Below are 21,022 nucleotides of genomic sequence, written 5' to 3' on the forward strand. Positions count from 1 at the left end.
CTTCAGGAGAGAGTTTCATGACCAACGGTAACGGCGCGCCTCCCGAGCAGGCCCCTCCCCAGCTCAACGTGCTGGCGCAGTATACCAAGGACCTGTCGTTCGAAAATCCGAACGCCCCCGCCTCCCTGGCGCCGCAGCAGCAGCAGCCGGCGATCAACATCCAGATCAATGTCGGCGCCAACAACGTCTCCGAAAACGAGTTCGAAGTAACGCTTTCGATCGAGGGCAAGGCCGAAAACGGCGGCAAGGTGATGTTCAGTTTCGAACTCGCTTATGCCGGCGTGTTCCGGATCGTGAATGTCCCGAAGGAAAACCTGCATCCACTGGTCATGATCGAATGCCCGCGGCTGCTGTTCCCGTTCGCGCGCGAAATCATCGCCACTGCGGTGCGCGACGGCGGCTTCCCCCCGCTGATGCTGGATCCGGTCGATTTCGTCGGCCTGTACCGTCAGAATATGGAACGGCAGGCTGCCGAGCAGGCCGCTTCCGGCGCCAAGCCGAGCTAAGCCAAATCTAGGCTAAGTCAGGTCCGGGCTAACCGGCCGCGCCGAGAAACTCGTTCCAGATCGGCTTGTCACCCAACGTGGCCACGAAGGCGCGATGCGCTTCGCGGTCAGCGTCGGTGATCCGCGGCGCCAGGGCAACCTCGCGCTGCCGTCGCGGCGTTTCGCCGATGCCGTTGGTTTGGCTCGCCCTTGTTTCGGACGCCAGGATCAGCTGCGACTGCCGTGCCCCGATCAGGTCGATATAGACCTCCGCCAGCAGCTCGGAGTCGAGCAGCGCGCCATGCTTGGTGCGGCGGGAATTGTCGATCGCGTAGCGCGAACAGAGATCATCCAGCCGGTTTGACACGCCCGGATGCTTGCGGCGCGCCAGCAGCAGCGTGTCGACCAGCCGGTCGCGGGAAATCGGCTGCCGCTTGATCCGATCGAGCTCGGCGTTGATGAAGCTGATGTCAAACGACGCGTTGTGAATCACCAGCGGTGCGTCGCCGATGAATTCCAGGAACTCTTCCACCACTTCCGTGAACCGTGGCTTCGTCGACAGGAACTCGGCGGACAGGCCGTGCACGGCGAAGGCCTCCGCCGGCATGTCACGCTCGGGATTGATGTAGCAGTGGTAGGTCTGCCCCGTCGGCATGCGGTTGAAAATCTCGACGCAACCGATTTCAACCAGCCGGTCGCCGCGCAAGGGATCGAGGCCTGTGGTTTCGGTATCGAGAACGATTTCGCGCATGGGTTCTTCGGGGAATTGGATCTAAGGCGAATCAGGCCCGCCGCTGCGGCATCTTAACGACCTCGGCCAGAATGTCGCGGATCGCCGCCCGCACCGGGTCCAGTCCGTGCGAGGTATCCACCACGAAATCCGCGCGCTTGCGTTTTTCGGCATCGGGCAACTGCCGCGCCAGGATGGCGTCGAGTGCCTCATGCGTCATGGTGCCGCGCGCGAGAATTCGCTCACGCTGGGCTTCCGGCGACGTCGAGACCACCACCACGGCATCGACACGCTTCTCGCCGCCGGTTTCGAACAAGAGCGGAATATCCATCACCACGACGGGTGCGCCGGATTGCTCGGCGGCAGCCAGGAATTTCTGGCGGGAGGCGCCGAGCATCGGATGAACGATCTGCTCGAGCCGCTTGATGGCAGCGGGATCGTGTACGACCTTGGCGGACAGTTTGGCGCGATCGACCTTGCCGTCAACCGTGGTGCCGGGAAATGCGGCTTCGACCGCCGGCGCCGCCTCGCCTTCATAGATTTTGTGAACCGCCGCATCGGCGTCGTAAACCGGAACACCCGCCTCCATGAACAGTTTTGCGGTGGTGGATTTGCCCATCCCGATCGAGCCGGTTAGTCCAAGGATCCGCATCGAGATCGCCGCTTCCTCAAAAAGATTTCAGATACCGAGCAGCCGCTCGCTTCGCAGAAACCCCAGCAAGGGCAGCAGCGGCAGGCCGAGGATGGTGAAGTGATCACCGTCAATGCGCTCGAACAAATGCACACCGAGCCCTTCCAGCTGGTAAGCGCCGACGCTTGATGTCACCGCCTCGCCGGCCGCATCGAGATAGGCTGATATCTCGCTGTCGCTCAACGGCCGCATGGTCATGGTGGCGACGCTGACATCGGCAAACACTATCTTGCCGTCGCAGGCGACCGCAACGGCGGAATGCAGCGCATGACTGTTGCCGGCGAGCTGCCGCAATTGCTCGGCGGCCTGCGCCCTGCCCGATGGCTTGCTGAACAGCCGCTCTCCCAGCGCCAGCGTCTGGTCGGCGCCAATCACATGGCGGCCGGGATTTTTCGACGCCACGAACAGCGCCTTCTCGCGCGCCAGCAGACCGGCAATCTCGCCGGGCGAAGTGAGCCCGGAATTCCTTTGCACCGCGCGTTCGTCGATGTCGGCGGGAACGGCTTCAAAACTGATCCCGGCGTTGCCGAGCAGCATCTGCCGCGCCCGGCTTTGTGAGGCCAGTATCAGGGGATGTTTTCCGCGCCAGATGGTCATCGACGACTATTCCGGAAGCCGCTGGCGCTGGCGGTCGGTAAACAGCTTCATGACAGCGGCGGCGGTTTCCTCGATCGAGCGCCGCGTCACGTCAAGCTGCGCCCAACCAAACCTGGCGCTGAGTTTCCGCGCATACGCCACTTCATCGGCGACCGACTCGCGATCGATATAATCGTCATTGCCGGTTTCAGCACCCATGCTCAAGAGCCGGTTCTGCCGTACCTGAATCAGCCGTTCCGGCGTTGCATGGAGACTGACGACCAGCGGCTTCTTCAATGTTTCCAGTTGATGCGGCAGCGGAATGCCCGGCACCAGCGGCACGTTTGCAGTCCTTATGCCGCGGTTGGCGAGATAAATCGAGGTCGGCGTTTTCGAGGTGCGGGACACGCCAACCAGAACCACGTCGGCATCTTCGAGGCCTTCGACATGCTGACCGTCATCGTGGATCATGGTGTAGTTCAAGGCGTCGATGCGCTTGAAATATTCCGCGTTCAGGACGTGCTGGGCGCCGACGCGCCCGGTGGTGGCGGCCCCCAGATATGCTTCGAACAACTGCATCACCGGGCCGATGATCGACAGGCTCGGAATATTGATATCCCTGCATTTGGCTTCGAGCCGGCTGACCAGATCCTTTTCCAAGAGCGTGAACAGCACGATGCCGGGCGCCTCCTCGATCTCATCGAGCACCCGATCGAGCTGCTTCTGGCTCCGCACCAGGGGATAGACATGCTCCACCGCGGACACGTTGGCATATTGCGCGGCGACCGCGCGCGCCACCGTGATCAGCGTCTCGCCGGTCGAATCGGAGACCAGATGAAGATGAAAATAGTTGCCGGTCGTGGGCACCAAAACCCCTGTGTAATCTGTGAATCCCTGTGGAGCTTAACCGAGATAATCGGGCCTGGGTCACCACGTCCGGGATAAGTCGGACTTTTCTTCACAGGGCCGTCCGCAAGGACAACTCAAATCGCAGGTTTGGACGGTAGTGGGAAGATGTGGACTTGTCTCTTCATAACCTGACCACAGAGCGGCGCAAGCGCTTGAAGCACGTAGCGTTATTCGCAAGCCGGCCGTTGCGGAAAAAATGGGTGATGAGTGTGAACAAGTCCGGCAGGAAGCTGGGACAGATAAGTGTGAGTCCAATTCACCGCTACTTAGACTCTAACCTAAGATTCTAGAATTATTAGTTTAGAGAAGCGGTGCATTGAGGATATGTCTCGCTCCCACGCTGGCGGCGGACTTTCTGCAACGCCGGAATGGCCGCAAGGTTTCAGGGACGGGCAAGGGCGATCGCGATGTACGAGTGGATCAAGGCGCTGCATGTGATTGCGGTCATCGCGTGGATGGCCGGCATGCTCTACCTGCCGCGGTTGTTCGTCTACCATTGCGAGGCGGAGATCGGCTCAAGGCAGTCGGAGACGTTCAAGATCATGGAACGTCGGCTGCTGAAAGCGATCATCAATCCCGCCATGATCGTGACCTGGTTGGCGGGGCTATATCTCGCCTGGAGCGGTCACTGGTACACGTCCGGCTGGTTTCACGGCAAATTCGCGCTGGTGCTCGCGATGTCCGGGGTGCACGGCTTTTTTTCCCGTTGCGTGAAAGATTTTGCCGCTGACCGGAATGCCAGAAGCCAGAAATTCTATCGAATTATCAATGAGGTACCGACGCTGCTGATGATCCTCATCGTTATCCTGGTAGTGGTGAAGCCGTTCTAGGTCGCGCATTCGCGGGGCCTGTCACCCCTCACCGGCTTGCAGAACGTCAGACGATTTTCTATATTGTCGAAATCCCACCCCACGCAGGCGGATGTGGTCGTGCTCCGGTTTCCTCATTGGACCGGCCGCCGCATCAGGTTTGAAGCCTCACCGGCGCTTTCCTTGCTTAGACCTGCGGACCTTCGATTTCTCGTGTCCGCTTTTTCTCAAAGCCACCTCGCACCCCTTCCCCAAAATACTCCACAGGACCACCCCAAATGCGGGAAATGAAACTCCAAGACCTCAAAGCTAAAACGCCGGCCGAGCTTGTCTCGTTTGCGGAAGAGAACGGGGTCGAAAATGCCAGCACCATGCGTAAGCAGGAGCTGATGTTCGCCATTCTCAAGCAACTCGCGATTCAAGAAACCGACATTATCGGCGAAGGCGTCGTTGAGGTTCTCTCCGACGGCTTCGGATTCTTGCGCTCGCCCGATGCAAATTACCTGCCGGGTCCGGACGACATCTACGTTTCGCCCTCGCAGATCCGCCGCTTCGGTCTTCGCACCGGCGACACCATCGAAGGCCACATCCGCAGCCCGAAGGAAGGCGAACGCTATTTCGCGCTGCTGAAGGTCAACACCCTCAATTTCGAAGATCCGGAAAAGTCGAAGCACAAGGTCAATTTCGACAATCTGACGCCGCTGTTTCCTGATCAACGCTTCCGTCTCGAACTCGAAGACCCGACGCGAAAAGACCTTTCTGCAAGGGTTATCGACATCGTGGCGCCGATCGGCAAAGGCCAGCGCGCGCTGATCGTGGCGCCGCCGCGCACCGGCAAGACGGTGCTGATGCAGAACATCGCGCACTCGATCACCGCCAATCATCCGGAATGTTATCTGATCGTGCTGCTGATCGACGAACGTCCGGAAGAAGTCACGGACATGCAGCGCTCGGTGAAGGGCGAGGTGGTGTCTTCCACCTTCGACGAACCGGCGGTGCGTCACGTCCAGGTCGCCGAGATGGTGATCGAGAAGGCCAAGCGTCTCGTCGAACACGGCCGCGACGTCGTCATCCTGCTCGACTCGATCACGCGTCTGGGCCGCGCCTACAACACCGTGGTGCCGTCATCCGGCAAGGTGCTGACCGGCGGCGTCGATGCCAACGCGTTGCAGCGCCCGAAGCGATTCTTCGGCGCCGCGCGTAACATCGAGGAGGGCGGTTCGCTGACGATCATCGCGACCGCGCTGGTCGATACCGGCAGCCGAATGGACGAAGTCATCTTCGAAGAGTTCAAGGGCACCGGTAACTCCGAACTGATTCTGGACCGCAAGGTCTCGGACAAGCGGACCTTCCCGGCGATCGACATCTCCCGCTCCGGCACCCGCAAGGAAGAGCTGATCACCGATCCGCAGCTCCTGAAGAAAATGTACGTGCTGCGCCGGATCCTCAATCCGATGGGCACGATGGATGCGATCGACTTCCTGCTCGACAAGCTCCGCAACACCAAGAACAACTCGGAATTCTTCGATTCCATGAATACCTGAGCCGTCAGGCCGGGTTTGATCGGGGCGCCTCGTGCAAACGGGGCGCCCTTTTTCATGTTGCGGACTTTGCTGCGGCAAAACTGCAGCACGAGGGTGGGGTTTTGGCCGAGGAGCCAATTCAATAACTATCTGATAATTATAGACTTTCAGTAGAATCTCGCGGCGGGGAGGGCGCCCGCGAAGCAATCTTGCAGCATAGGTGCCGCGCGAATGCTGCAGCATGCGACCGCCCGACGGCGCCATTTCCTGCAGATCGGCTGCGCCGGCCAAGCTGAAATTGCGTTGCCTTTTCAAGGTCTCCTGCACAAATAGGCGATGCATCCGCGGGACCAGACCATTTTTGCGCTGTCGTCAGGCCGGCCGCCCAGCGCGATCGCCATGGTGCGGGTGTCGGGTCCGCAAGCCAGGCCATTGTTGAACGCCCTTGGCGGAAAGATCCCGCAGGCGCGCGCGGCGACACGGGTGTTGCTTCGGGATGTCGGCCAGCGGCCGATCGACGATGCGGTGGTGCTCTGGTTTCCCGGTCCTGCCAGTGCGACCGGCGAGGACGTCGCGGAGTTTCACGTCCATGGCGGCCGGGCGGTGCTGGCCGCGTTGTTCGCGGCGCTGGCGGGGTTCGAAAATGTTCGTGCCGCCGAGCCCGGCGAATTTACCCGGCGCGCGTTCGAGAACGGCAAGCTCGATCTGACCGAAGCAGAAGGGCTCGACGATCTCATCCACGCCGACACCGATCGTCAGCGCCGCCAGGCGTTGCGCCAGCTCAAGGGATTGCTCGGCGACAAAGCGCGCGACTGGCGCGCGCAGATCATTGAGGCGTCGGCGCTGATCGAGGCCGGTATCGATTTTTCGGACGAGGGCGATGTGCCGGCGGAGCTGATTGCGCCTGCGATTTCGAAAATCAAAACGCTGCTGGCGGAAATTGAAGAGGTCCTTGCGGCACAGGGCCGAAGTGAACGGCTGCGCGACGGGCTGGTGGTTGCGATCGCCGGCCCGCCGAATGTCGGAAAATCGACGCTGATGAATCAGCTCGCGCGGCGTGAGGTTGCGATCGTGTCGCCGCATGCCGGCACCACGCGCGACGTCATCGAGGTGCAGCTCGATCTCGACGGTTATCCGGTGACGGTGATCGACACCGCCGGAATTCGCGAGACCGACGATCCCGTCGAGCAGGAGGGCGTGCGCCGGGCGAGGGCGCGCGCGGATGATGCCGACCTGGTGCTATGGCTGGCCGATTCGCCGCAGGCCGGGATTGTGCACGATGGGGCCGCGCCGGTTTGGCCAGTGCGGAACAAGATCGATCTCGCGGGTCGGCCAATGGCCGAGGGGCAGGGGAAGGCCGGGTTCGAGATTTCGGCCAGCCGCGGCGACGGACTGCCCGAGCTGATCGCCGCGCTGGTCGGCTTTGCGCAGGATTTCTTTGGCGGCAACGAGGGCGGGTTGATCGGCCGGACCCGGCAGCGAAAATTGCTGCAGGAAACCGCGGCCTCGCTGCAGCGCTGTATTGATGTTGTCGGCAAGGGCGAGGAGCTGGCAGCTGAGGAGCTTCGAACCGCTGTTCATTCTTTGGGCAGGTTGCTTGGCCAGGTCGACGTCGAGGACATTCTCGATGTGATCTTCCATGAATTCTGCGTAGGTAAATAGGTACCACTGTCCTTGGCGAAGCTGTTTCACGTGAAACACTTTCTGGAACCAGCGTTTCACGTGAAACAATCGCCGGTTCTCGCGGCATTTCCAGCTTTCCGGTTTTGCGACTTCGGGATAGAAGTCGCGCCATGATCTCCGGGCCAAACTCATTCGACGTCATCGTCATCGGCGGCGGCCATGCCGGCTGCGAAGCCGCGAGCGCGGCTGCGCGGATGGGAGCCCAGACCGCCCTGGTGACGCATCGTTTTGCGACCATCGGTGCGATGTCCTGTAACCCCGCCATTGGCGGCTTGGGCAAGGGACATCTGGTTCGTGAGGTCGATGCGCTTGATGGCCTGATGGGCCGGGTCGCCGATGCCGGCGGCATTCAGTTCCGGATGCTGAACCGCCGCAAGGGTCCGGCCGTCCGTGGGCCAAGGGCCCAGGCCGATCGCAAACTTTACGCTGCGGCGATGCAGGCCGCGATTACCGAAACCGCCAATCTGAGCGTCATCGAGGGGGAGGCGGACGAACTGATCGTCTCCGGCGGCCGGGTCACCGGCATCCGCCTGGGTGATGGGCGTCAGCTCGCTTGCGGCGCCGTGGTCATTACGACAGGCACCTTCCTGCGCGGGTTGATCCATCTCGGGGAGAAGAACTGGCCGGCCGGTCGGGTCGGCGAAGCTCCGGCGATGGGGCTCTCGGCCTCGTTCGAGCGCGCAGGCTTTATCCTTGGGCGCCTCAAGACTGGCACGCCGCCGCGGCTCGATGGCACCACCATCGACTGGTCTGCGGTCGAGATGCAGCCCGGCGACGAGCCGCCGGAGCCGTTTTCGGTGATGACCGACCGGATCACGACGCCGCAGATCCAGTGCGGCATTACCCGCACGACGCCGGCGACCCATGAGGTGATCCGGGCCAATGTACATCGCTCGCCGATGTATTCCGGCCAGATCAAGAGCAGCGGCCCGCGCTATTGCCCTTCGATCGAGGACAAGATCGTTCGCTTCGGCGACCGCGACGGTCACCAGATTTTTCTGGAGCCGGAAGGTCTCGACGACTCCACCGTCTATCCCAACGGCATTTCGACCTCGCTGCCGGAAGAGGTTCAGTTGGCGATCCTGGCGACCATTCCCGGTCTCGAGCGGGTCAAGATGGTCCGGCCAGGCTATGCCATCGAATACGATCACGTCGATCCCCGCGAGCTTGAGCCAACCCTGCAGACCAGGCGCCTGCCGGGTCTGTTCCTGGCCGGGCAGATCAACGGCACCACCGGTTACGAAGAGGCGGCGGCGCAGGGAATTGTCGCGGGTCTGAATGCCGCCCTGATGGCCGGGAGTGCCGATCCGATCGTGTTCGATCGCGCCGACGGCTATCTCGGGGTGATGATCGACGATCTCGTGACCCGCGGGATTACCGAGCCGTATCGGATGTTCACCTCGCGGGCTGAGTATCGCCTGACGCTGCGGGCCGACAATGCCGACCAGCGTCTGACCGATAAGGGAATTGCCCTGGGCTGCGTCGGGCCGGCCCGTTCGGAGCGCCATGCCGCGAAGATGGCCGCGCTCGATGCCGCGAAGTCGTTGGCGAAATCGTTGGCGATCACCCCCAACGAAGCCGCCAGGCACGGCCTGACGCTGAACAAGGACGGCCATCGCCGCTCGGCGTTCGAGCTGTTGGCCTATCCGGAGATCGAGTGGAGCATGCTGCAGGGGATCTGGCCGGGGCTATCGGCCATTGACCCATCGATCGCGGTGCACTTGGAGATCGACGCCAAATACGATGTCTATCTGAAGCGCCAGACCGCCGACGTCGATGCCTTCCGGCGCGACGAGGGGCTGGTTCTGACCGATATCGACTATGCCGATGTGCCCGGGCTCTCCAACGAGGCGCGCGCCAAGCTCGAAGCCGCACGGCCGCGGACCGTGGGGCAGGCGGGTCGGCTCGATGGTTTGACACCCGCGGCCTTGGGAATTCTTGCGGCCTATCTACGGCGCGAAGCGCGGCGGAAGACTTCGAAGGTCAGCGCCTAGGATTGTTTCACGTGAAACGGGGCGGGGAGCGAAGGCGCACTCCAGCATCCGTCATTGCGAGGAGCGCTTGCGACGAAGCAATCCAGACTTCCTTGTGGCTAGATGGATTGCTTCGCTTCGCTCGCAATGACGACTCTAAACAACCAGCAAGATCCCCAATGCCCAAACCCCCCACCTCACCCATCCTTCCATCCGACAAAGCCGCCGCCCTAGCCCTCACCCCCGTTTCACGTGAAACAGAGGCGCGGCTGGATCGCTATGTCGATCTTCTCGTGGAGTGGCAGGCCAAGACCAATCTCGTCGCGCCGTCGACGCTTCCAAATCTATGGACCCGGCATATCTCCGATTCGCTGCAGCTCTTGAGCCTGGCGCCCTCGGCAAAAACGTGGGTCGATCTCGGTAGCGGCGGCGGCTTTCCAGGCGTGGTGCTGGCCTGCGCGTTGGCGGAGGTGCTGGGCGCAAATATTCATCTGATCGAGCGCAACGCCAAGAAGGCGGCCTTCCTGCGCGAGGCGATTCGCGTGACCTCGGCAGCAGGGACCGTGCACTTGGCTGACATCGGGGATAGTGTGGATAGAATCGCCGGACCGATCGATTGCATCACTGCGCGGGCACTGGCTCCGTTACATCAACTCATCGGTTTCGCGGAACCGGTGGTGAGAAAGGGCGCGAAAGCGTTGTTTCTCAAGGGCCAAGATGTAGAGGCTGAATTGACCGAGGCCACTAAATATTGGAATATCGAGCCGCGACTCCACTCCAGCCGCACCAGCGGAAACGGCTGGATCGTCGAACTCGACCAGATCGAGCGGCGAATGACCTCCGCGACGGCAGACGGAAGTTGAGTGCGATGGTAATTGATCAAATTTATCAAGAGGATAGAGCGCCCATGCCGGCCGGCCATCCGCGTATCCTGTCGCTCGCCAACCAGAAGGGCGGCGTCGGAAAGACCACCACAGCGATCAATCTTGGCACCGCACTCGCTGCGATTGGCGAGCGCGTCCTGATCGTCGATCTCGATCCGCAGGGCAATGCCTCCACCGGTCTCGGCATCGATCGCCGCAGCCGCAACTGCTCGACTTACGACGTGCTGATCGGCGAAGCGCCGCTGCGCGAAGCTGTTGTCGCCACGGCGGTGCCGCGGCTTCACATCGCCTCCTCGACCATGGACCTGTCCGGCCTCGAGCTCGAACTGGGGTCGACGCCCGGCCGCGCCTTCCGTCTGCGCGATGCGATCGCCGCGCTGAATCAAAATGCCGACGAGGGGTCCGATTACACCTATGTGCTGATCGATTGCCCGCCGTCGCTCAATCTTCTCACCGTCAACGCGATGGCGGCATCCGACGCGATCCTGGTGCCGCTGCAATGCGAGTTCTTCGCGCTCGAAGGTCTGTCGCAGTTGTTGCAGACGGTGGAGCAGGTGCGCTCGACGCTCAATCCGAACCTGTCGATCCACGGCATCGTGCTGACCATGTTCGACTCGCGCAACAACCTGTCGAACCAGGTCGTCGCCGACGTCCGGCAGTTCATGGGCTCGAAGGTCTACAACACCATGATCCCGCGCAACGTCCGTATCTCCGAGGCGCCGTCCTACGGCAAGCCGGTGCTGGTCTACGATCTCAAATGCGTCGGCAGCGATGCGTATCTGAAGCTCGCGACCGAAGTGATCCAGCGCGAGCGCGAGCTGAAGACGCATTGAGATACGTAGGGTGGGCAAAGGCGTCTTCGCCGTGCCCACCACCTTCACCACCCTACGAATTTCTAGTTCCGGAGTGATGCGAAGTGAATCCAAGGGAGTTGGCGATGGCCGACGAAGCGCGTTCGCGACTGGGCCGCGGTCTTGCAAGTCTGATCGGAGATGTCGGCGGCGAGGCTGCGCATGTCGACCGGCCGCGCAACCAGCGCAAGGTGCCGATCGAATTTTTGAAGCCCAATCCGCGCAACCCGCGTCGGACTTTTTCCGATGCCGAACTCGGTGAGCTCGCCGCCTCCGTCAAGCAGCATGGCGTGATCCAGCCGATCGTGGTGCGCCCGATCAAGGGCGTGCAGGATCGTTTTGAGATCATCGCCGGCGAACGCCGCTGGCGCGCCGCCCAGCTCGCCGGCCTGCACGACGTGCCGATCGTCCCCCTCGACGTCACTGAGGCTGAAGCGCTCGAAATCGCGATCATCGAAAACGTGCAGCGCGAAGACCTCAACGCCATGGAAGAGGCGCAGGGCTATCACGCGCTGGCGGACGAATTCAAACGCAGCCAGGAAGACATCGCCAAGATCGTCGGCAAGAGCCGCAGCCACGTCGCCAACATGATGCGGCTGACCAAGCTGCCGTCGGAAGTGCAGGCCTATATCGCCAAGGGCGAATTGTCGGCCGGCCATGCCCGCGCGCTGATCGGCGTGCCCGACCCGCTGGCGGCCGCCAAGCGCATCGTCGCCGAAGGCCTCAACGTGCGCCAGACCGAAGCGCTGGCGCATGAAGAAGGCGTGCCGGAGCGCAAGCCGCAGAAGGCGCGCAGCACCGGCGGCGGCAAGGTCAAGGATCCGGACACGATCGCGCTGGAAAAGCGCGTCAGCGACGCGCTCGGTCTGGCCGTGACCGTCAACCACCGCGATCCCGGCGGCTCAGTCCTGATCAACTACCGCAACCTCGAACAGCTCGACGAGGTGATGCGGCGACTGGCGCGGGGAAGCTAGTCTCTGTCGTCCCGGCCTAGTGCGCAATTGCGCACGGGCGCCGGGACCCATACCGCGTTGTGCTATCGGCAAAAGCGGGATGGCTGACGCCTCCGCCAGTAACTGGCGGTAGAGCGGAGTGAGATTAGGCTGGGTCGCGACGCCCGGCCTTTCGTGTGCCATTTCTACTTTGCATGGGGTTGTTTTCGCGATTTTGTGTCTGGCCCCTCCAGAGCGTCCGGATGTGCCGCGCTGGCGCTGACGGCGAATCGATTCAACTCCAACCCATCATGCTTTAGTGGTTATGGGTCCCGGCCCCCGTGCGCAATTGCGCACTAGGCCGGGACGACGCCTGAGAAAGTTACCCCCGTCGCCGCGCATTGGCGGCGATCGCGAGCAGCGTTCGTTGCGCGATCGCGGACGCCAGCGCGGTCTGCTTGCGCATGTCGAACGCCGCGGTGGCGAGCTGCTCGATGATGGCGGCGAGCTTGGTCGGGCTGAAATTGCGCAGCGCGATTTCAACATTGGCCTTGCGCGAGAAATGGACGCGAGGATATCCGCTCTCCAGCAACACCGACGTTGGCGTACCCTCGGCGACCGCCAATGCCGACTTGTGCAGCCATGCCGCCTGACGCTGGGCTGCCATGATGATCACGCCGGGATAGGTGCCGGCAACCATCGCTTTGACGAATTCGCTCTCGACCACCTCGGGCTTGCCGGCAAAGGCGCCGTCGACGATCGGGTCGAGTTTGAGTTCGGACGCGTCGGAAACCACGGTCATGACGTCGTCGAGCGTGACCTCGCCTTGGCCATGGGCATAGAGCGCGAGCTTGCGAAGCTCGTTGCGCGACGCCTGACGGTCGCCGCCGAGCAGCGCCGTCAACACCGCGCGTGCATCGGGCGCGATGCGCAAATCCGAAACGCCCAGTTCGTCGTCGATCAATTTGGCGAGGTCGCGCTCGGTGTCCGGATAGCAGGCAATGGCGACGGCGGTCTTGGCGCGTTCGCAGGCCTTGCGTAAGGGAGATTCCGGCCGCAGCTCGCCGGCCTCGATCACGATGCGGCAATCCTTCAAGGGCATGTCGGCCAGCGTGTCTATACCGCCGGCGAAACTGCGCGAGCCGGCGCGTACCCGGATGGCGCGGCGGCCGCCGAACAGCGGCACCGTCATCGCTTCGTCAACCAGCCGCGACGGTTCCACCGCCAGTTCGTCGCCATCGAGCCGGACCAGCGAAAACGGATCGTTGGGATCGTCGACCGCGGACGCCAATAAAGCGTCAGCGCGTTCGCGCACCAGGCCGGCGTCCGGACCGTAGAGCAGGATGATGGGGCGGCCGGCATCTGGCCGGGCGAGAAAAGCGTCGATGTCTCGTCCCTTGAGCGCGACCACATCAAACTCTTTTTTTTAAGAGGGGCATTTCCAGGCGCGCTTCGCGTGACTGGTAATGACCGGTCAGGTGCCGGCGACGAAGAACGACGCCAGCCGGGTCTGGATGTTTTCCGCGATTTCATTGGCCGCGCGGTCTTCGGCGTCGCGGAAGGCGCGGGCGCGGGCGAAGCGCTGAAGCTGGCCCGGGATATCGTAGGACACGCGCGAGAAGGTCGTGCCGGTCATCACCGATTTGTTGGTGGCGAGCTCAATCAGATTGTACTGCGCATCGATGCCGTAGTTTTCGCTGGTCGGCAATCCGGTGGCCTGATCGATCATCAGCGACGAGCGGTTGGTGTTGAAGCGAAGCACCAACCGATGCGTCGGCGGCATGCCGGTGGCGTTGCCGTACAGCTTGAACGCCAGCGCGTTGCGGATCTCGACCTGGATGCGGGCTTCGCGCGACGCGTTGTTCTTGTCGACCGGCGGGACTTCCACGCCCATCAGCTTTTCGCGCAGACCGGGCGTGCCGTCAGGATGCTCGGCATACATCGGCTGGAAGCAACCAGCCGTCAGCGCTGCCAGAGCGGCCACGGCGAGCAGCCGAGCAACGATCCGGGTGTTAGCCAACGACATTCACAATCCTCATCGGAACCACGATTACCTTGCGGACGGGCTTGCCGCCGAGGGCCAGTTTTACCGCATCGAGAGCCAGAACGGCAGCCTCGATTTCCGGATTTTGGGCGCCCCGTGGCACGGTTACATCACCCCGTTTTTTGCCGTTGACCTGGACCACCAGTGTCACCGTGTCTTCAACCAGCAAATCGCGTTCGATTTGGGGCCAATTGGCCTCCGAAATCAGCCCGGATTGCCCCAATACCGTCCAGCACTCCTCGGCCAGATGCGGCATCATGGGCGCGAAAAGTTGAACAAGGATGACGGAGGCTTCCCGGACCGCCCAGGCGGTGTCGGGCGACGGCGTGCCTTCCTTGGCCAGCACCTCAGCCAGCGAATTGGTGAATTCGCGGATGTGGGCGAGGCAGACGTTGAAATGCAGCCGCTCGATGCCGGTAGAGACCTTGTCGAGCGCGCCATGGGCCGCCTTGCGCAGCGCCAGCGCGTCCGGGCCGAACGCCGCCGGCCGGGCCGCCGGAGCTGATTTGGCCAGGTCAGCGGATTCGTTCACCAGCCGCCACAGCCGCTGCAGGAAGCGCGAGGCGCCCTGGACACGCTCGTCGCTCCAGATCACGTCGCGGTCGGGCGGCGAGTCCGACAGCATGAACCAGCGCGCGACGTCGGCGCCGTAGGTCGCGATGATGTCGTCGGGGTCGACGGTGTTCTTCTTCGACTTCGACATCTTCTCGATGGCGCCGATCGTGACGTCTTCACCGGTCGTGAGCAATACGGCGCGCTTACTGTTGCCGCCGGTCTCGATCCTGACTTCAGCGGGCGTGACGTAGGCGCCGTCAGCCTTCTGATAGGTCTCGTGCACCACCATGCCCTGCGTGAACATGCCGGCGAACGGCTCGTCCATGCCGATATGGCCGGTGGCCTTCATCGCGCGAGTGAAGAAGCGGCTGTACAAGAGATGCAGGATCGCGTGCTCGACACCGCCGATATATTGATCGATCGGCAGCATCCGGTTGGCGACGTCGAGCGTGGTCGGCGCCTTCTCGTTCCAGGGGTCGGTGAAGCGCGCAAAGTACCAGGACGAGTCCACGAAGGTGTCCATGGTGTCGGTTTCGCGCTGCGCCTTGCCGCCGCATTTGGGGCAGGTGACGTGCTTCCAGGTCGGATGATGGTCGAGCGCGTTGCCGGGTTTGTCGAAGGACACATCCTCGGGCAGCACCACCGGCAGATCCGCATCCGGCACCGGCACGACATCGCATTTCGGGCAATGGATCACCGGGATCGGACAGCCCCAATAGCGCTGGCGCGAAATGCCCCAGTCGCGCAGGCGGAAATTCACCTGCCGCTCGCCGACCGGCATGTTGCCACGCAGTTCCGCCTCCAGCCGTTTGGCGATCTCTTCCTTGGCTTGCTCGATGGTCATGCCGTCGAGGAAGCGGGAATTGATCATCCGGCCGTCGCCGTCATAGGCGGTGTCGGTAATGACAAAGGTCTTCGGGTCCTGGCCCTCGGGGCAGACCACCGGCGTGACGCCGAGGTCGTATTTGTTGACGAAATCGAGGTCGCGCTGGTCGTGCCCCGGGCAGCCGAAGATGGCGCCGGTGCCGTATTCCATCAGCACGAAGTTGGCGACGTAGACTGGAATCTTCCAGTTTGGATCGAATGGATGGACGGCGCGGATGCCGGTGTCGAAACCCTGCTTCTCCGCGGTGTCGATGATTTCCTGCGCGGTGCCGATCTTCTTCACCTCGGCGATGAATTCCGCGAGCTTTGGATTCTTCGCGGCCGCCGCCTGCGCCAGCGGGTGATCGGGCGCGATCGCCATGAACTTTGCGCCGAACAGCGTGTCGGGCCGCGTCGTGAAAATCTTCAGCTCAGATTCGCCGGCCGGCGTCGTGGCCGTATCCAGCGCGAAGCGCACCAGCAGGCCTTCCGAGCGGCCGATCCAGTTGCGCTGCATCAGCCGCACCTTGTCGGGCCAGCGATCGAGGCCATCCAGCGCGTCCAGCAGTTCCTGCGAGTACTTCGTGATCTTGAAGACCCACTGGCTCATCTCGCGCTGCTCGACCACGGCGCCGGAGCGCCAGCCGCGGCCGTCGATCACCTGCTCGTTGGCGAGCACGGTCATGTCGACCGGATCCCAGTTGAGCTTGCGCTTCTCACGCTCGGCGAGGCCGACGCCCAGCATGTCCAGAAACATCTTCTGCTGATGCTTGTAGTAGCTGGGATCGCAGGTCGCGAATTCGCGTGACCAGTCGAGCGACAGCCCGATCGACTGGAGTTGTTTCTTCATCGCGGCGATGTTCTCGTAGGTCCAGGCCTTCGGCGCCACCTTGCGCTCGATCGCGGCATTCTCGGCCGGCAGCCCGAACGCGTCCCAGCCCATCGGATGCAGCACGTTGAAACCTTTGGCGCGCATGAACCGCGCCAGCACGTCGCCCAGCGTGTAATTGCGGACATGCCCGATATGGATGCGCCCGGACGGGTAGGGGAACATCTCGAGCACGTAATATTTCGGCCGCGGATCGTCGTTTTTGGAGGCGAAGATCGCCTTCTGGTCCCACTGGCGTTGCCAGCGCGGCTCGGAATCACGGGCGTTATAGCGTTCGGAGGTCATGAAATCGCAGGGCTTTTTGTGGATTCGGGGTCCCGTTTAGGGACGGCGGACTAGGCCACAAAAGAGGCTGGGGGGTCAACGGGTTGGGGGAGGGTGGGAAGGCGTGATTGCGGGGCCGCAGATGACGGCGATTACCCGGCCATTGCCATCCCGGCCTCGTCGACCAGCTTGGCGAAGCCGTGCTCGACCACGGTGTTGCGGCCGCGGTGCTTGGCGGCGTAGAGGGCGGCGTCGGCGGCCTCGATCAGGTCGCCGGGGCGCTGGTTTTCGTTCGGCAACGTCACGGCCACGCCGACGCTGACCGTGACGGTCTGGTGGCTGGACGTCGCATGGGGCAGCGCCAGCTCCTGGATCGCCGCACGTACGGTCTCGCCGACCTCGAGCGCCTTGACCGGACCGGTGTTCGGCAGCAGCAGGCAGAACTCTTCGCCACCATAGCGTCCGGCAAAGCCCATGGTGTCGGCGGCGATGCCGGCCAGGGTTTCGCCGAGCTGGGTCAGGCAGGCGTCGCCTTCCGGATGGCCATAGGTGTCGTTGTAGAGCTTGAAGTGATCGACATCGATCATCAGCAGCGACAGCTCGCTGTTGTATTGCTGCGCCTTCATCCACTCAAAATCCAGGCGGCTCTGAAAGCCGCGCCGGTTGGCGAGGCCCGACAGCATGTCGATCGAGGCCATCACGGTGAGCCGGTCATTGGTGGCGACCAATTCGCGCTCGCGCTGGCTGAGCTGCGCCGCCATCGCATTGAAGGCGCGGGCCAGCGGCATGAATTCGGACGGCAGCCGGCTGCGGGCGACGCGCGCCGACGAGTCGCCCTCGCCGAAGCGCCTGGCCATTCCGGTCATGACTTCGATCGGGTTGATGATGAGCTTTTCGGCGGCGATCAGCGCGCCGAGCAGCACGAACAGGCAGACGAAGCAAAGCTGCAGATAGGCGGTGCGGATCTCGCGATTGATCGCCGCCGTGACCTTGGCCTCGTCGATGCTGACGATCAGGCGCGACTCTGTGCCGGGAATGCGGATGAAGCTGAGGGCGCGCCTGAAGCCATCGGTCGCCGAAAACGCGATCGAGCCGTTGGGCGCGTCGGAACTCAGCGCCTTCTCGGCGATCGCCGACAATAGCGGCACACCGTCGAGCGACCGTCCGATCATGCTGGCCTGATCGCCCGGCGCCGCCATGATGGTCCCGGTTGAGTCGATCAGCGCTGCCGTGACGCCGGGGCGGCCGCTGAGGTTGCCGAGGATTTTCGACATCCAGTCGAGGCTGACGGCGGCGAGGATGACGGAATCGGCCTCGTCGTTGATGGCCGACACCGGATAGGCCGCCATCACGATCGGCGAATTGGTCGGCTTCGCGAACAAAAAGTCGCTCAGGACGAAGTCGCGGGTTTCGCGCGTTTTCTTCATATAGGCGCGGTCGCTGAGATCGAGGCCGACAAAGGCGTTGGTGGTCGAGCACTGCACCCGTCCGTTGCCGCCGACGATCAGCAGCGTGCGGATCCAGGGCAGGTTGACCGGAAGGCTGGCGCGCATCATGTCGCAACTGCGGGCGATTCCGCCCGCCGAGGCGCGGATATAGGCGGCGGATTTCAGGATGGTCTCGACCGACGAAATCACCTCGCGCTGGGCGTCGGCGCTGTGCCGGGCGAGGTTGGAGAATTCCTCGGAGGCCTGTGCGATCTGGCGGGCGCGGGTGTCTTCGAGCGAACGGGCGCGTTCCAGCATCAAGGGCGCCACCAGGATCACGGCGAGCAGCGCCAGCCGTGCGCGGATTCCCAGAAGCTTCTTGAGTTTGACCCTGTTGCGGTTGAAACTGACGCCAGACATCTTTGTCCCCTACCCCGCATGGCAGGGTAGAGAGAAGGGTTCAAAAAGCCTTTCCCGAACTTGGTAAAATTCGAGGAAATCCCGTAAATTTACCAGCAGCGCGCGAGATGATGCGAGAGATGACAGCACCGCTAACCAAGTCTTTACCAAACGGTCTCGCCACCGTGGAGCAGGAGATCGCACGCGCCTGCAAGGAAGCGCGCCGCGAACGCGCGCAGGTGACGCTGATCGCGGTGTCGAAGACGTTCGATGCGGCGGCGATTTCGCCTGTTATCGATGCCGGACAGCGCGTATTCGGCGAAAATCGCGTGCAGGAGGCGAAGGCGAAGTGGCCAGGGTTAACGTCCGCTCACTCCGGCATTGCCCTGCACCTGATCGGCCCGCTGCAATCCAACAAGGCCAAGGAAGCGGTGGCGCTGTTCGATGCCATCCATTCGGTCGACCGTCCGAGCATTTGCGAAGCGTTAGCCAAGGAAATCAATTCTCAGAAAAAGCAGCCGGAATTGTTCATCCAGCTCAACACCGGTGAGGAACCGCAGAAGGCCGGTGTCGCGCCTGGCGAGGCGGATGCGTTCATTGCAGCGTGCCGGGACAAGTATGGCCTCGTCATTTCCGGGCTGATGTGCATCCCGCCGGTCAACGAGGCGCCGGCGCCGCATTTCGCGCTGACGGCCAAGATCGCTGCGCGCAACGGCTTGAAGAATCTGTCGATGGGCATGAGCGCCGATTTCGCCGTCGCGATCCAGTTCGGCGCCACCCATGTGCGCGTGGGGTCGGCGATTTTTGGACATCGGTAACCGGGCGGCCTTGCCGTCTCGCCACCGTCATTGCGAGCGAAGCGAAGCAATCCATCCTGCGACGGAAAAGGAAGAATGGATTGCTTCGTCGCAAGTGCTCCTCGCAATGAGGGGGGAGAGAGTTACGCGAACCCCACCGATACTTTTCCAAGCAAACCAAAATCGCATTCGACCCGGTCGCCCGCCTGAATCGGCAGCGGCGGGTGGCACGTTCCCGTCGTCACCACGCGGCCGGCCTTCAGCGTCATGCCGAGCTGGCGCAGTTCGTTGGCGAGCCACGTCAGCCCGACCAGGGGATCGCCGAGCACATTCTTGCCGTGGCCGATGAACTGCTGACCGCGCAGCGTGATGACGGGCTTCTCCTCGACGAGATCGAGCGCGCGCCAGTCCGTCGTTGTCGGCGGACCGAGCACGAACAAATGCGCGCAGGCATTGTCCGCGATGATCTGCGCGGCGCCGGCGCTGACGAAATCCGCAAATCGCGAATCCGGAATCTCGATCGCGGGATGCAGCGTGTCGACCGCATCGAGCACCTGCTGCACCGTGTAGGGTGTGGAGCGCGCCGGCAAATCCTTACGCATGCGAAAGGCAAATTCGGGCTCGGCAACGCGCATTTCATTGCCGGCCAAGTGAGCCGTGCCGCCGTCCGATATCACCGTCTCGGCCAGGATCCGTCCGGCCATCGGGCCGTCGACATTGATGTGCCTTTGCCCGGCCTCGCTGGTGGCTGCGATCTTCCAGCCGAACAGCGGCAGGTGAGAATATTTTTCGATCGCCGCCTGAATCGCATAGCCCTCGGCGCGGTCGCGTGGCCGCTGATCGGCATCGATGCCCGCGAACTTGGTGCCGGCGCGCCAATGCTCGTGCAGCGTCTTCGACGCCGCGGCGATCTGGTTCCTGTCGAGCATGGATTGGGTCCCCGGTCAGCCGATGATGATCTTGGTCGCTGGGCCCATCCGCCGCAACAGACGCAGCATGTCGGATTTCGTCATCGATACGCATCCCGCCGTCGGTGAGAAATTCGGGCGCGCCAGATGCAGGAACACGGCGCTGCCACGACCGGCGACGCGCGGACTAAAATTGTGGTCGATCTCGACGATGAAGTCGTAGAGGTGATCCTGCCGCGTCAGCCGGTCTCCGGCCTGGCCGTCAGCCAGCCGGATCGGCTGGTTGTAGCGGCGGTCGGTGGGATCCTCGCACCAGGCGTCTTCGGGTTGGATCGGCCGCGCCGGCAGATAGGTCTGCGGTTGCGGATGGCGGTCGGCGCGCCACCACAACTGCAGCGGGCGGAAGGTCCCCCTCGGGGTGCCGCCATCGCCTTCGCGCTTGTTGGCGAGGATGCCGCCGCGGCCAAGTGCCACCGGGATGGTCCAGCCATCCACGGTCAGCCAGCCCCGGCGGGGGTCGCCGGCGGCGCGGTGGACCCGGATCATCGAGGCTGGTCGATCACGCGCAAGTGTCTGATAAGTGATTGAAAAGGTGGAATTTCCCATGCCTATGCCGAATCTTGGGGTTGTCTGTCTGGCGGCAATTGCTCTATCTGGCGCCATTACAGGACATTCATCCAAATACCTTCCGAATCTGGGATAGACTGCGGTTCGCCTTGTGAATCTGTAACAATCTCTTACTTGAATGCGAATCACTACCTGACGGCCTAGGCTCGCCCCTGAGCCGGCTCCCGTCACCGACCAAGACCCGGCTAGAGACGCTTCCCTT

Annotated in this window: 19 protein-coding genes; 9 read left to right on the forward strand and 10 right to left on the reverse strand. The window is 62.7% G+C overall.

From position 1 onward, the window contains the following. Window positions 1–17: 17 nt before the first annotated feature. Window positions 18–506 carry a protein-export chaperone SecB gene (secB, locus tag BLS26_RS17515; RefSeq protein ID WP_092513141.1) on the forward strand — a complete coding sequence of 163 codons (489 nt, stop codon included), beginning with the start codon at window positions 18–20 and terminating at the stop codon, window positions 504–506. A 28-nt stretch (window positions 507–534) separates the two neighbouring features. Here secB and dnaQ read toward each other — a convergent pair whose 3' ends face one another. The 4 genes from dnaQ to BLS26_RS17535 are packed head-to-tail and all read right to left on the reverse strand — an operon-like array spanning window position 535 to window position 3,349. Further along, a complete protein-coding gene (gene dnaQ, locus BLS26_RS17520) occupies window positions 535–1,236 on the reverse strand; it encodes a DNA polymerase III subunit epsilon (protein WP_092513143.1) in 702 nt (233 codons plus the stop codon). Window positions 1,237–1,267: 31 nt separating this feature from the next. Beyond that, window positions 1,268–1,867 (reverse strand): dephospho-CoA kinase, encoded by a 600-nt coding sequence (coaE, locus tag BLS26_RS17525; RefSeq protein ID WP_092513145.1) that lies wholly within the window; start codon window positions 1,865–1,867, stop codon window positions 1,268–1,270. Window positions 1,868–1,894: 27 nt separating this feature from the next. Beyond that, window positions 1,895–2,503 carry a nucleoside triphosphate pyrophosphatase gene (locus tag BLS26_RS17530; RefSeq protein WP_092513147.1) on the reverse strand — a complete coding sequence of 203 codons (609 nt, stop codon included), beginning with the start codon at window positions 2,501–2,503 and terminating at the stop codon, window positions 1,895–1,897. 6 nt (window positions 2,504–2,509) lie between these two features. Continuing rightward, window positions 2,510–3,349, reverse strand: a complete 840-nt coding sequence (locus BLS26_RS17535; protein ID WP_092518175.1) for a pyruvate, water dikinase regulatory protein — start codon at window positions 3,347–3,349, stop codon at window positions 2,510–2,512. A gap of 449 nt (window positions 3,350–3,798) precedes the next feature. Here BLS26_RS17535 and hemJ point away from each other — a divergent pair, with 449 nt between their 5' ends. The 7 genes from hemJ (at window position 3,799) to BLS26_RS17570 (ending at window position 12,088) form a co-directional block, all read left to right on the forward strand. Then, window positions 3,799–4,221, forward strand: coding sequence for a protoporphyrinogen oxidase HemJ (hemJ, locus tag BLS26_RS17540; RefSeq protein ID WP_092513149.1), 423 nt, complete (start codon window positions 3,799–3,801; stop codon window positions 4,219–4,221). 257 nt (window positions 4,222–4,478) lie between these two features. Continuing rightward, the gene (gene rho, locus BLS26_RS17545; protein WP_074821153.1) at window positions 4,479–5,744 is read left to right on the forward strand and encodes a transcription termination factor Rho; all 1,266 of its coding nucleotides are present in this window, start codon (window positions 4,479–4,481) and stop codon (window positions 5,742–5,744) included. Window positions 5,745–6,059: 315 nt separating this feature from the next. Continuing rightward, on the forward strand, window positions 6,060–7,385 hold the full coding sequence (mnmE, locus tag BLS26_RS17550; RefSeq protein WP_092513151.1) for a tRNA uridine-5-carboxymethylaminomethyl(34) synthesis GTPase MnmE: 1,326 nt from the start codon (window positions 6,060–6,062) through the stop codon (window positions 7,383–7,385). A gap of 131 nt (window positions 7,386–7,516) precedes the next feature. After that, a complete protein-coding gene (gene mnmG / locus BLS26_RS17555) occupies window positions 7,517–9,400 on the forward strand; it encodes a tRNA uridine-5-carboxymethylaminomethyl(34) synthesis enzyme MnmG (RefSeq protein ID WP_092513153.1) in 1,884 nt (627 codons plus the stop codon). Between the two features lie 158 nt (window positions 9,401–9,558). Further along, a complete protein-coding gene (rsmG, locus tag BLS26_RS17560; protein WP_092513155.1) occupies window positions 9,559–10,242 on the forward strand; it encodes a 16S rRNA (guanine(527)-N(7))-methyltransferase RsmG in 684 nt (227 codons plus the stop codon). Window positions 10,243–10,247: 5 nt separating this feature from the next. Further along, complete coding sequence (locus BLS26_RS17565; protein ID WP_092513157.1) at window positions 10,248–11,096, forward strand: ParA family protein; 849 nt, start codon at window positions 10,248–10,250, stop codon at window positions 11,094–11,096. Window positions 11,097–11,200: 104 nt separating this feature from the next. Further along, window positions 11,201–12,088 (forward strand): ParB/RepB/Spo0J family partition protein, encoded by an 888-nt coding sequence (locus BLS26_RS17570; protein WP_092513159.1) that lies wholly within the window; start codon window positions 11,201–11,203, stop codon window positions 12,086–12,088. Window positions 12,089–12,428: 340 nt separating this feature from the next. Here BLS26_RS17570 and holA read toward each other — a convergent pair whose 3' ends face one another. The 4 genes from holA to BLS26_RS17590 form a co-directional block, all read right to left on the reverse strand. After that, window positions 12,429–13,457 (reverse strand): DNA polymerase III subunit delta, encoded by a 1,029-nt coding sequence (gene holA / locus BLS26_RS17575; protein WP_092513161.1) that lies wholly within the window; start codon window positions 13,455–13,457, stop codon window positions 12,429–12,431. 63 nt (window positions 13,458–13,520) lie between these two features. Next, window positions 13,521–14,072, reverse strand: coding sequence for an LPS assembly lipoprotein LptE (lptE, locus tag BLS26_RS17580; protein ID WP_092513163.1), 552 nt, complete (start codon window positions 14,070–14,072; stop codon window positions 13,521–13,523). Then, a complete protein-coding gene (leuS, locus tag BLS26_RS17585) occupies window positions 14,059–16,683 on the reverse strand; it encodes a leucine--tRNA ligase (protein WP_092513165.1) in 2,625 nt (874 codons plus the stop codon). The genes lptE and leuS overlap by 14 nt, the downstream gene beginning before the upstream one ends. A gap of 131 nt (window positions 16,684–16,814) precedes the next feature. Beyond that, a complete protein-coding gene (locus BLS26_RS17590) occupies window positions 16,815–18,509 on the reverse strand; it encodes a diguanylate cyclase domain-containing protein (protein WP_092513167.1) in 1,695 nt (564 codons plus the stop codon). 119 nt (window positions 18,510–18,628) lie between these two features. Here BLS26_RS17590 and BLS26_RS17595 point away from each other — a divergent pair, with 119 nt between their 5' ends. After that, complete coding sequence (locus BLS26_RS17595; protein WP_371360894.1) at window positions 18,629–19,306, forward strand: YggS family pyridoxal phosphate-dependent enzyme; 678 nt, start codon at window positions 18,629–18,631, stop codon at window positions 19,304–19,306. Between the two features lie 122 nt (window positions 19,307–19,428). Here BLS26_RS17595 and BLS26_RS17600 read toward each other — a convergent pair whose 3' ends face one another. Together BLS26_RS17600 and BLS26_RS17605 are read right to left on the reverse strand one after the other, a co-directional pair. Further along, on the reverse strand, window positions 19,429–20,214 hold the full coding sequence (locus BLS26_RS17600) for a 2-keto-4-pentenoate hydratase (RefSeq protein WP_092513169.1): 786 nt from the start codon (window positions 20,212–20,214) through the stop codon (window positions 19,429–19,431). A gap of 15 nt (window positions 20,215–20,229) precedes the next feature. Further along, window positions 20,230–20,799 (reverse strand): L,D-transpeptidase, encoded by a 570-nt coding sequence (locus tag BLS26_RS17605; RefSeq protein ID WP_092513171.1) that lies wholly within the window; start codon window positions 20,797–20,799, stop codon window positions 20,230–20,232. Window positions 20,800–21,022 lie beyond the last annotated feature (223 nt).

Source organism: Afipia sp. GAS231, from assembly GCF_900103365.1.
Lineage (GTDB): Bacteria > Pseudomonadota > Alphaproteobacteria > Rhizobiales > Xanthobacteraceae > Bradyrhizobium.

Bases quoted from the DNA above. Each gene is read 5' to 3' on its own strand.
- BLS26_RS17595 (WP_371360894.1), top strand. From the start codon at position 18,629: ATGACAGCACCGCTAACCAAGTCTTTACCAAACGGTCTCGCCACCGTG.
- dnaQ (WP_092513143.1), bottom strand. From the start codon at position 1,236: ATGCGCGAAATCGTTCTCGATACCGAAACCACAGGCCTCGATCCCTTG.
- mnmG (WP_092513153.1), top strand. From the start codon at position 7,517: ATGATCTCCGGGCCAAACTCATTCGACGTCATCGTCATCGGCGGCGGC.
- BLS26_RS17570 (WP_092513159.1), top strand. From the start codon at position 11,201: ATGGCCGACGAAGCGCGTTCGCGACTGGGCCGCGGTCTTGCAAGTCTG.
- BLS26_RS17605 (WP_092513171.1), bottom strand. From the start codon at position 20,799: ATGGGAAATTCCACCTTTTCAATCACTTATCAGACACTTGCGCGTGAT.
- rho (WP_074821153.1), top strand. From the start codon at position 4,479: ATGCGGGAAATGAAACTCCAAGACCTCAAAGCTAAAACGCCGGCCGAG.
- mnmE (WP_092513151.1), top strand. From the start codon at position 6,060: ATGCATCCGCGGGACCAGACCATTTTTGCGCTGTCGTCAGGCCGGCCG.
- BLS26_RS17565 (WP_092513157.1), top strand. From the start codon at position 10,248: ATGGTAATTGATCAAATTTATCAAGAGGATAGAGCGCCCATGCCGGCC.
- hemJ (WP_092513149.1), top strand. From the start codon at position 3,799: ATGTACGAGTGGATCAAGGCGCTGCATGTGATTGCGGTCATCGCGTGG.
- lptE (WP_092513163.1), bottom strand. From the start codon at position 14,072: ATGTCGTTGGCTAACACCCGGATCGTTGCTCGGCTGCTCGCCGTGGCC.
- secB (WP_092513141.1), top strand. From the start codon at position 18: ATGACCAACGGTAACGGCGCGCCTCCCGAGCAGGCCCCTCCCCAGCTC.
- BLS26_RS17600 (WP_092513169.1), bottom strand. From the start codon at position 20,214: ATGCTCGACAGGAACCAGATCGCCGCGGCGTCGAAGACGCTGCACGAG.
- rsmG (WP_092513155.1), top strand. From the start codon at position 9,559: ATGCCCAAACCCCCCACCTCACCCATCCTTCCATCCGACAAAGCCGCC.
- coaE (WP_092513145.1), bottom strand. From the start codon at position 1,867: ATGCGGATCCTTGGACTAACCGGCTCGATCGGGATGGGCAAATCCACC.
- BLS26_RS17530 (WP_092513147.1), bottom strand. From the start codon at position 2,503: ATGACCATCTGGCGCGGAAAACATCCCCTGATACTGGCCTCACAAAGC.
- BLS26_RS17590 (WP_092513167.1), bottom strand. From the start codon at position 18,509: ATGTCTGGCGTCAGTTTCAACCGCAACAGGGTCAAACTCAAGAAGCTT.
- leuS (WP_092513165.1), bottom strand. From the start codon at position 16,683: ATGACCTCCGAACGCTATAACGCCCGTGATTCCGAGCCGCGCTGGCAA.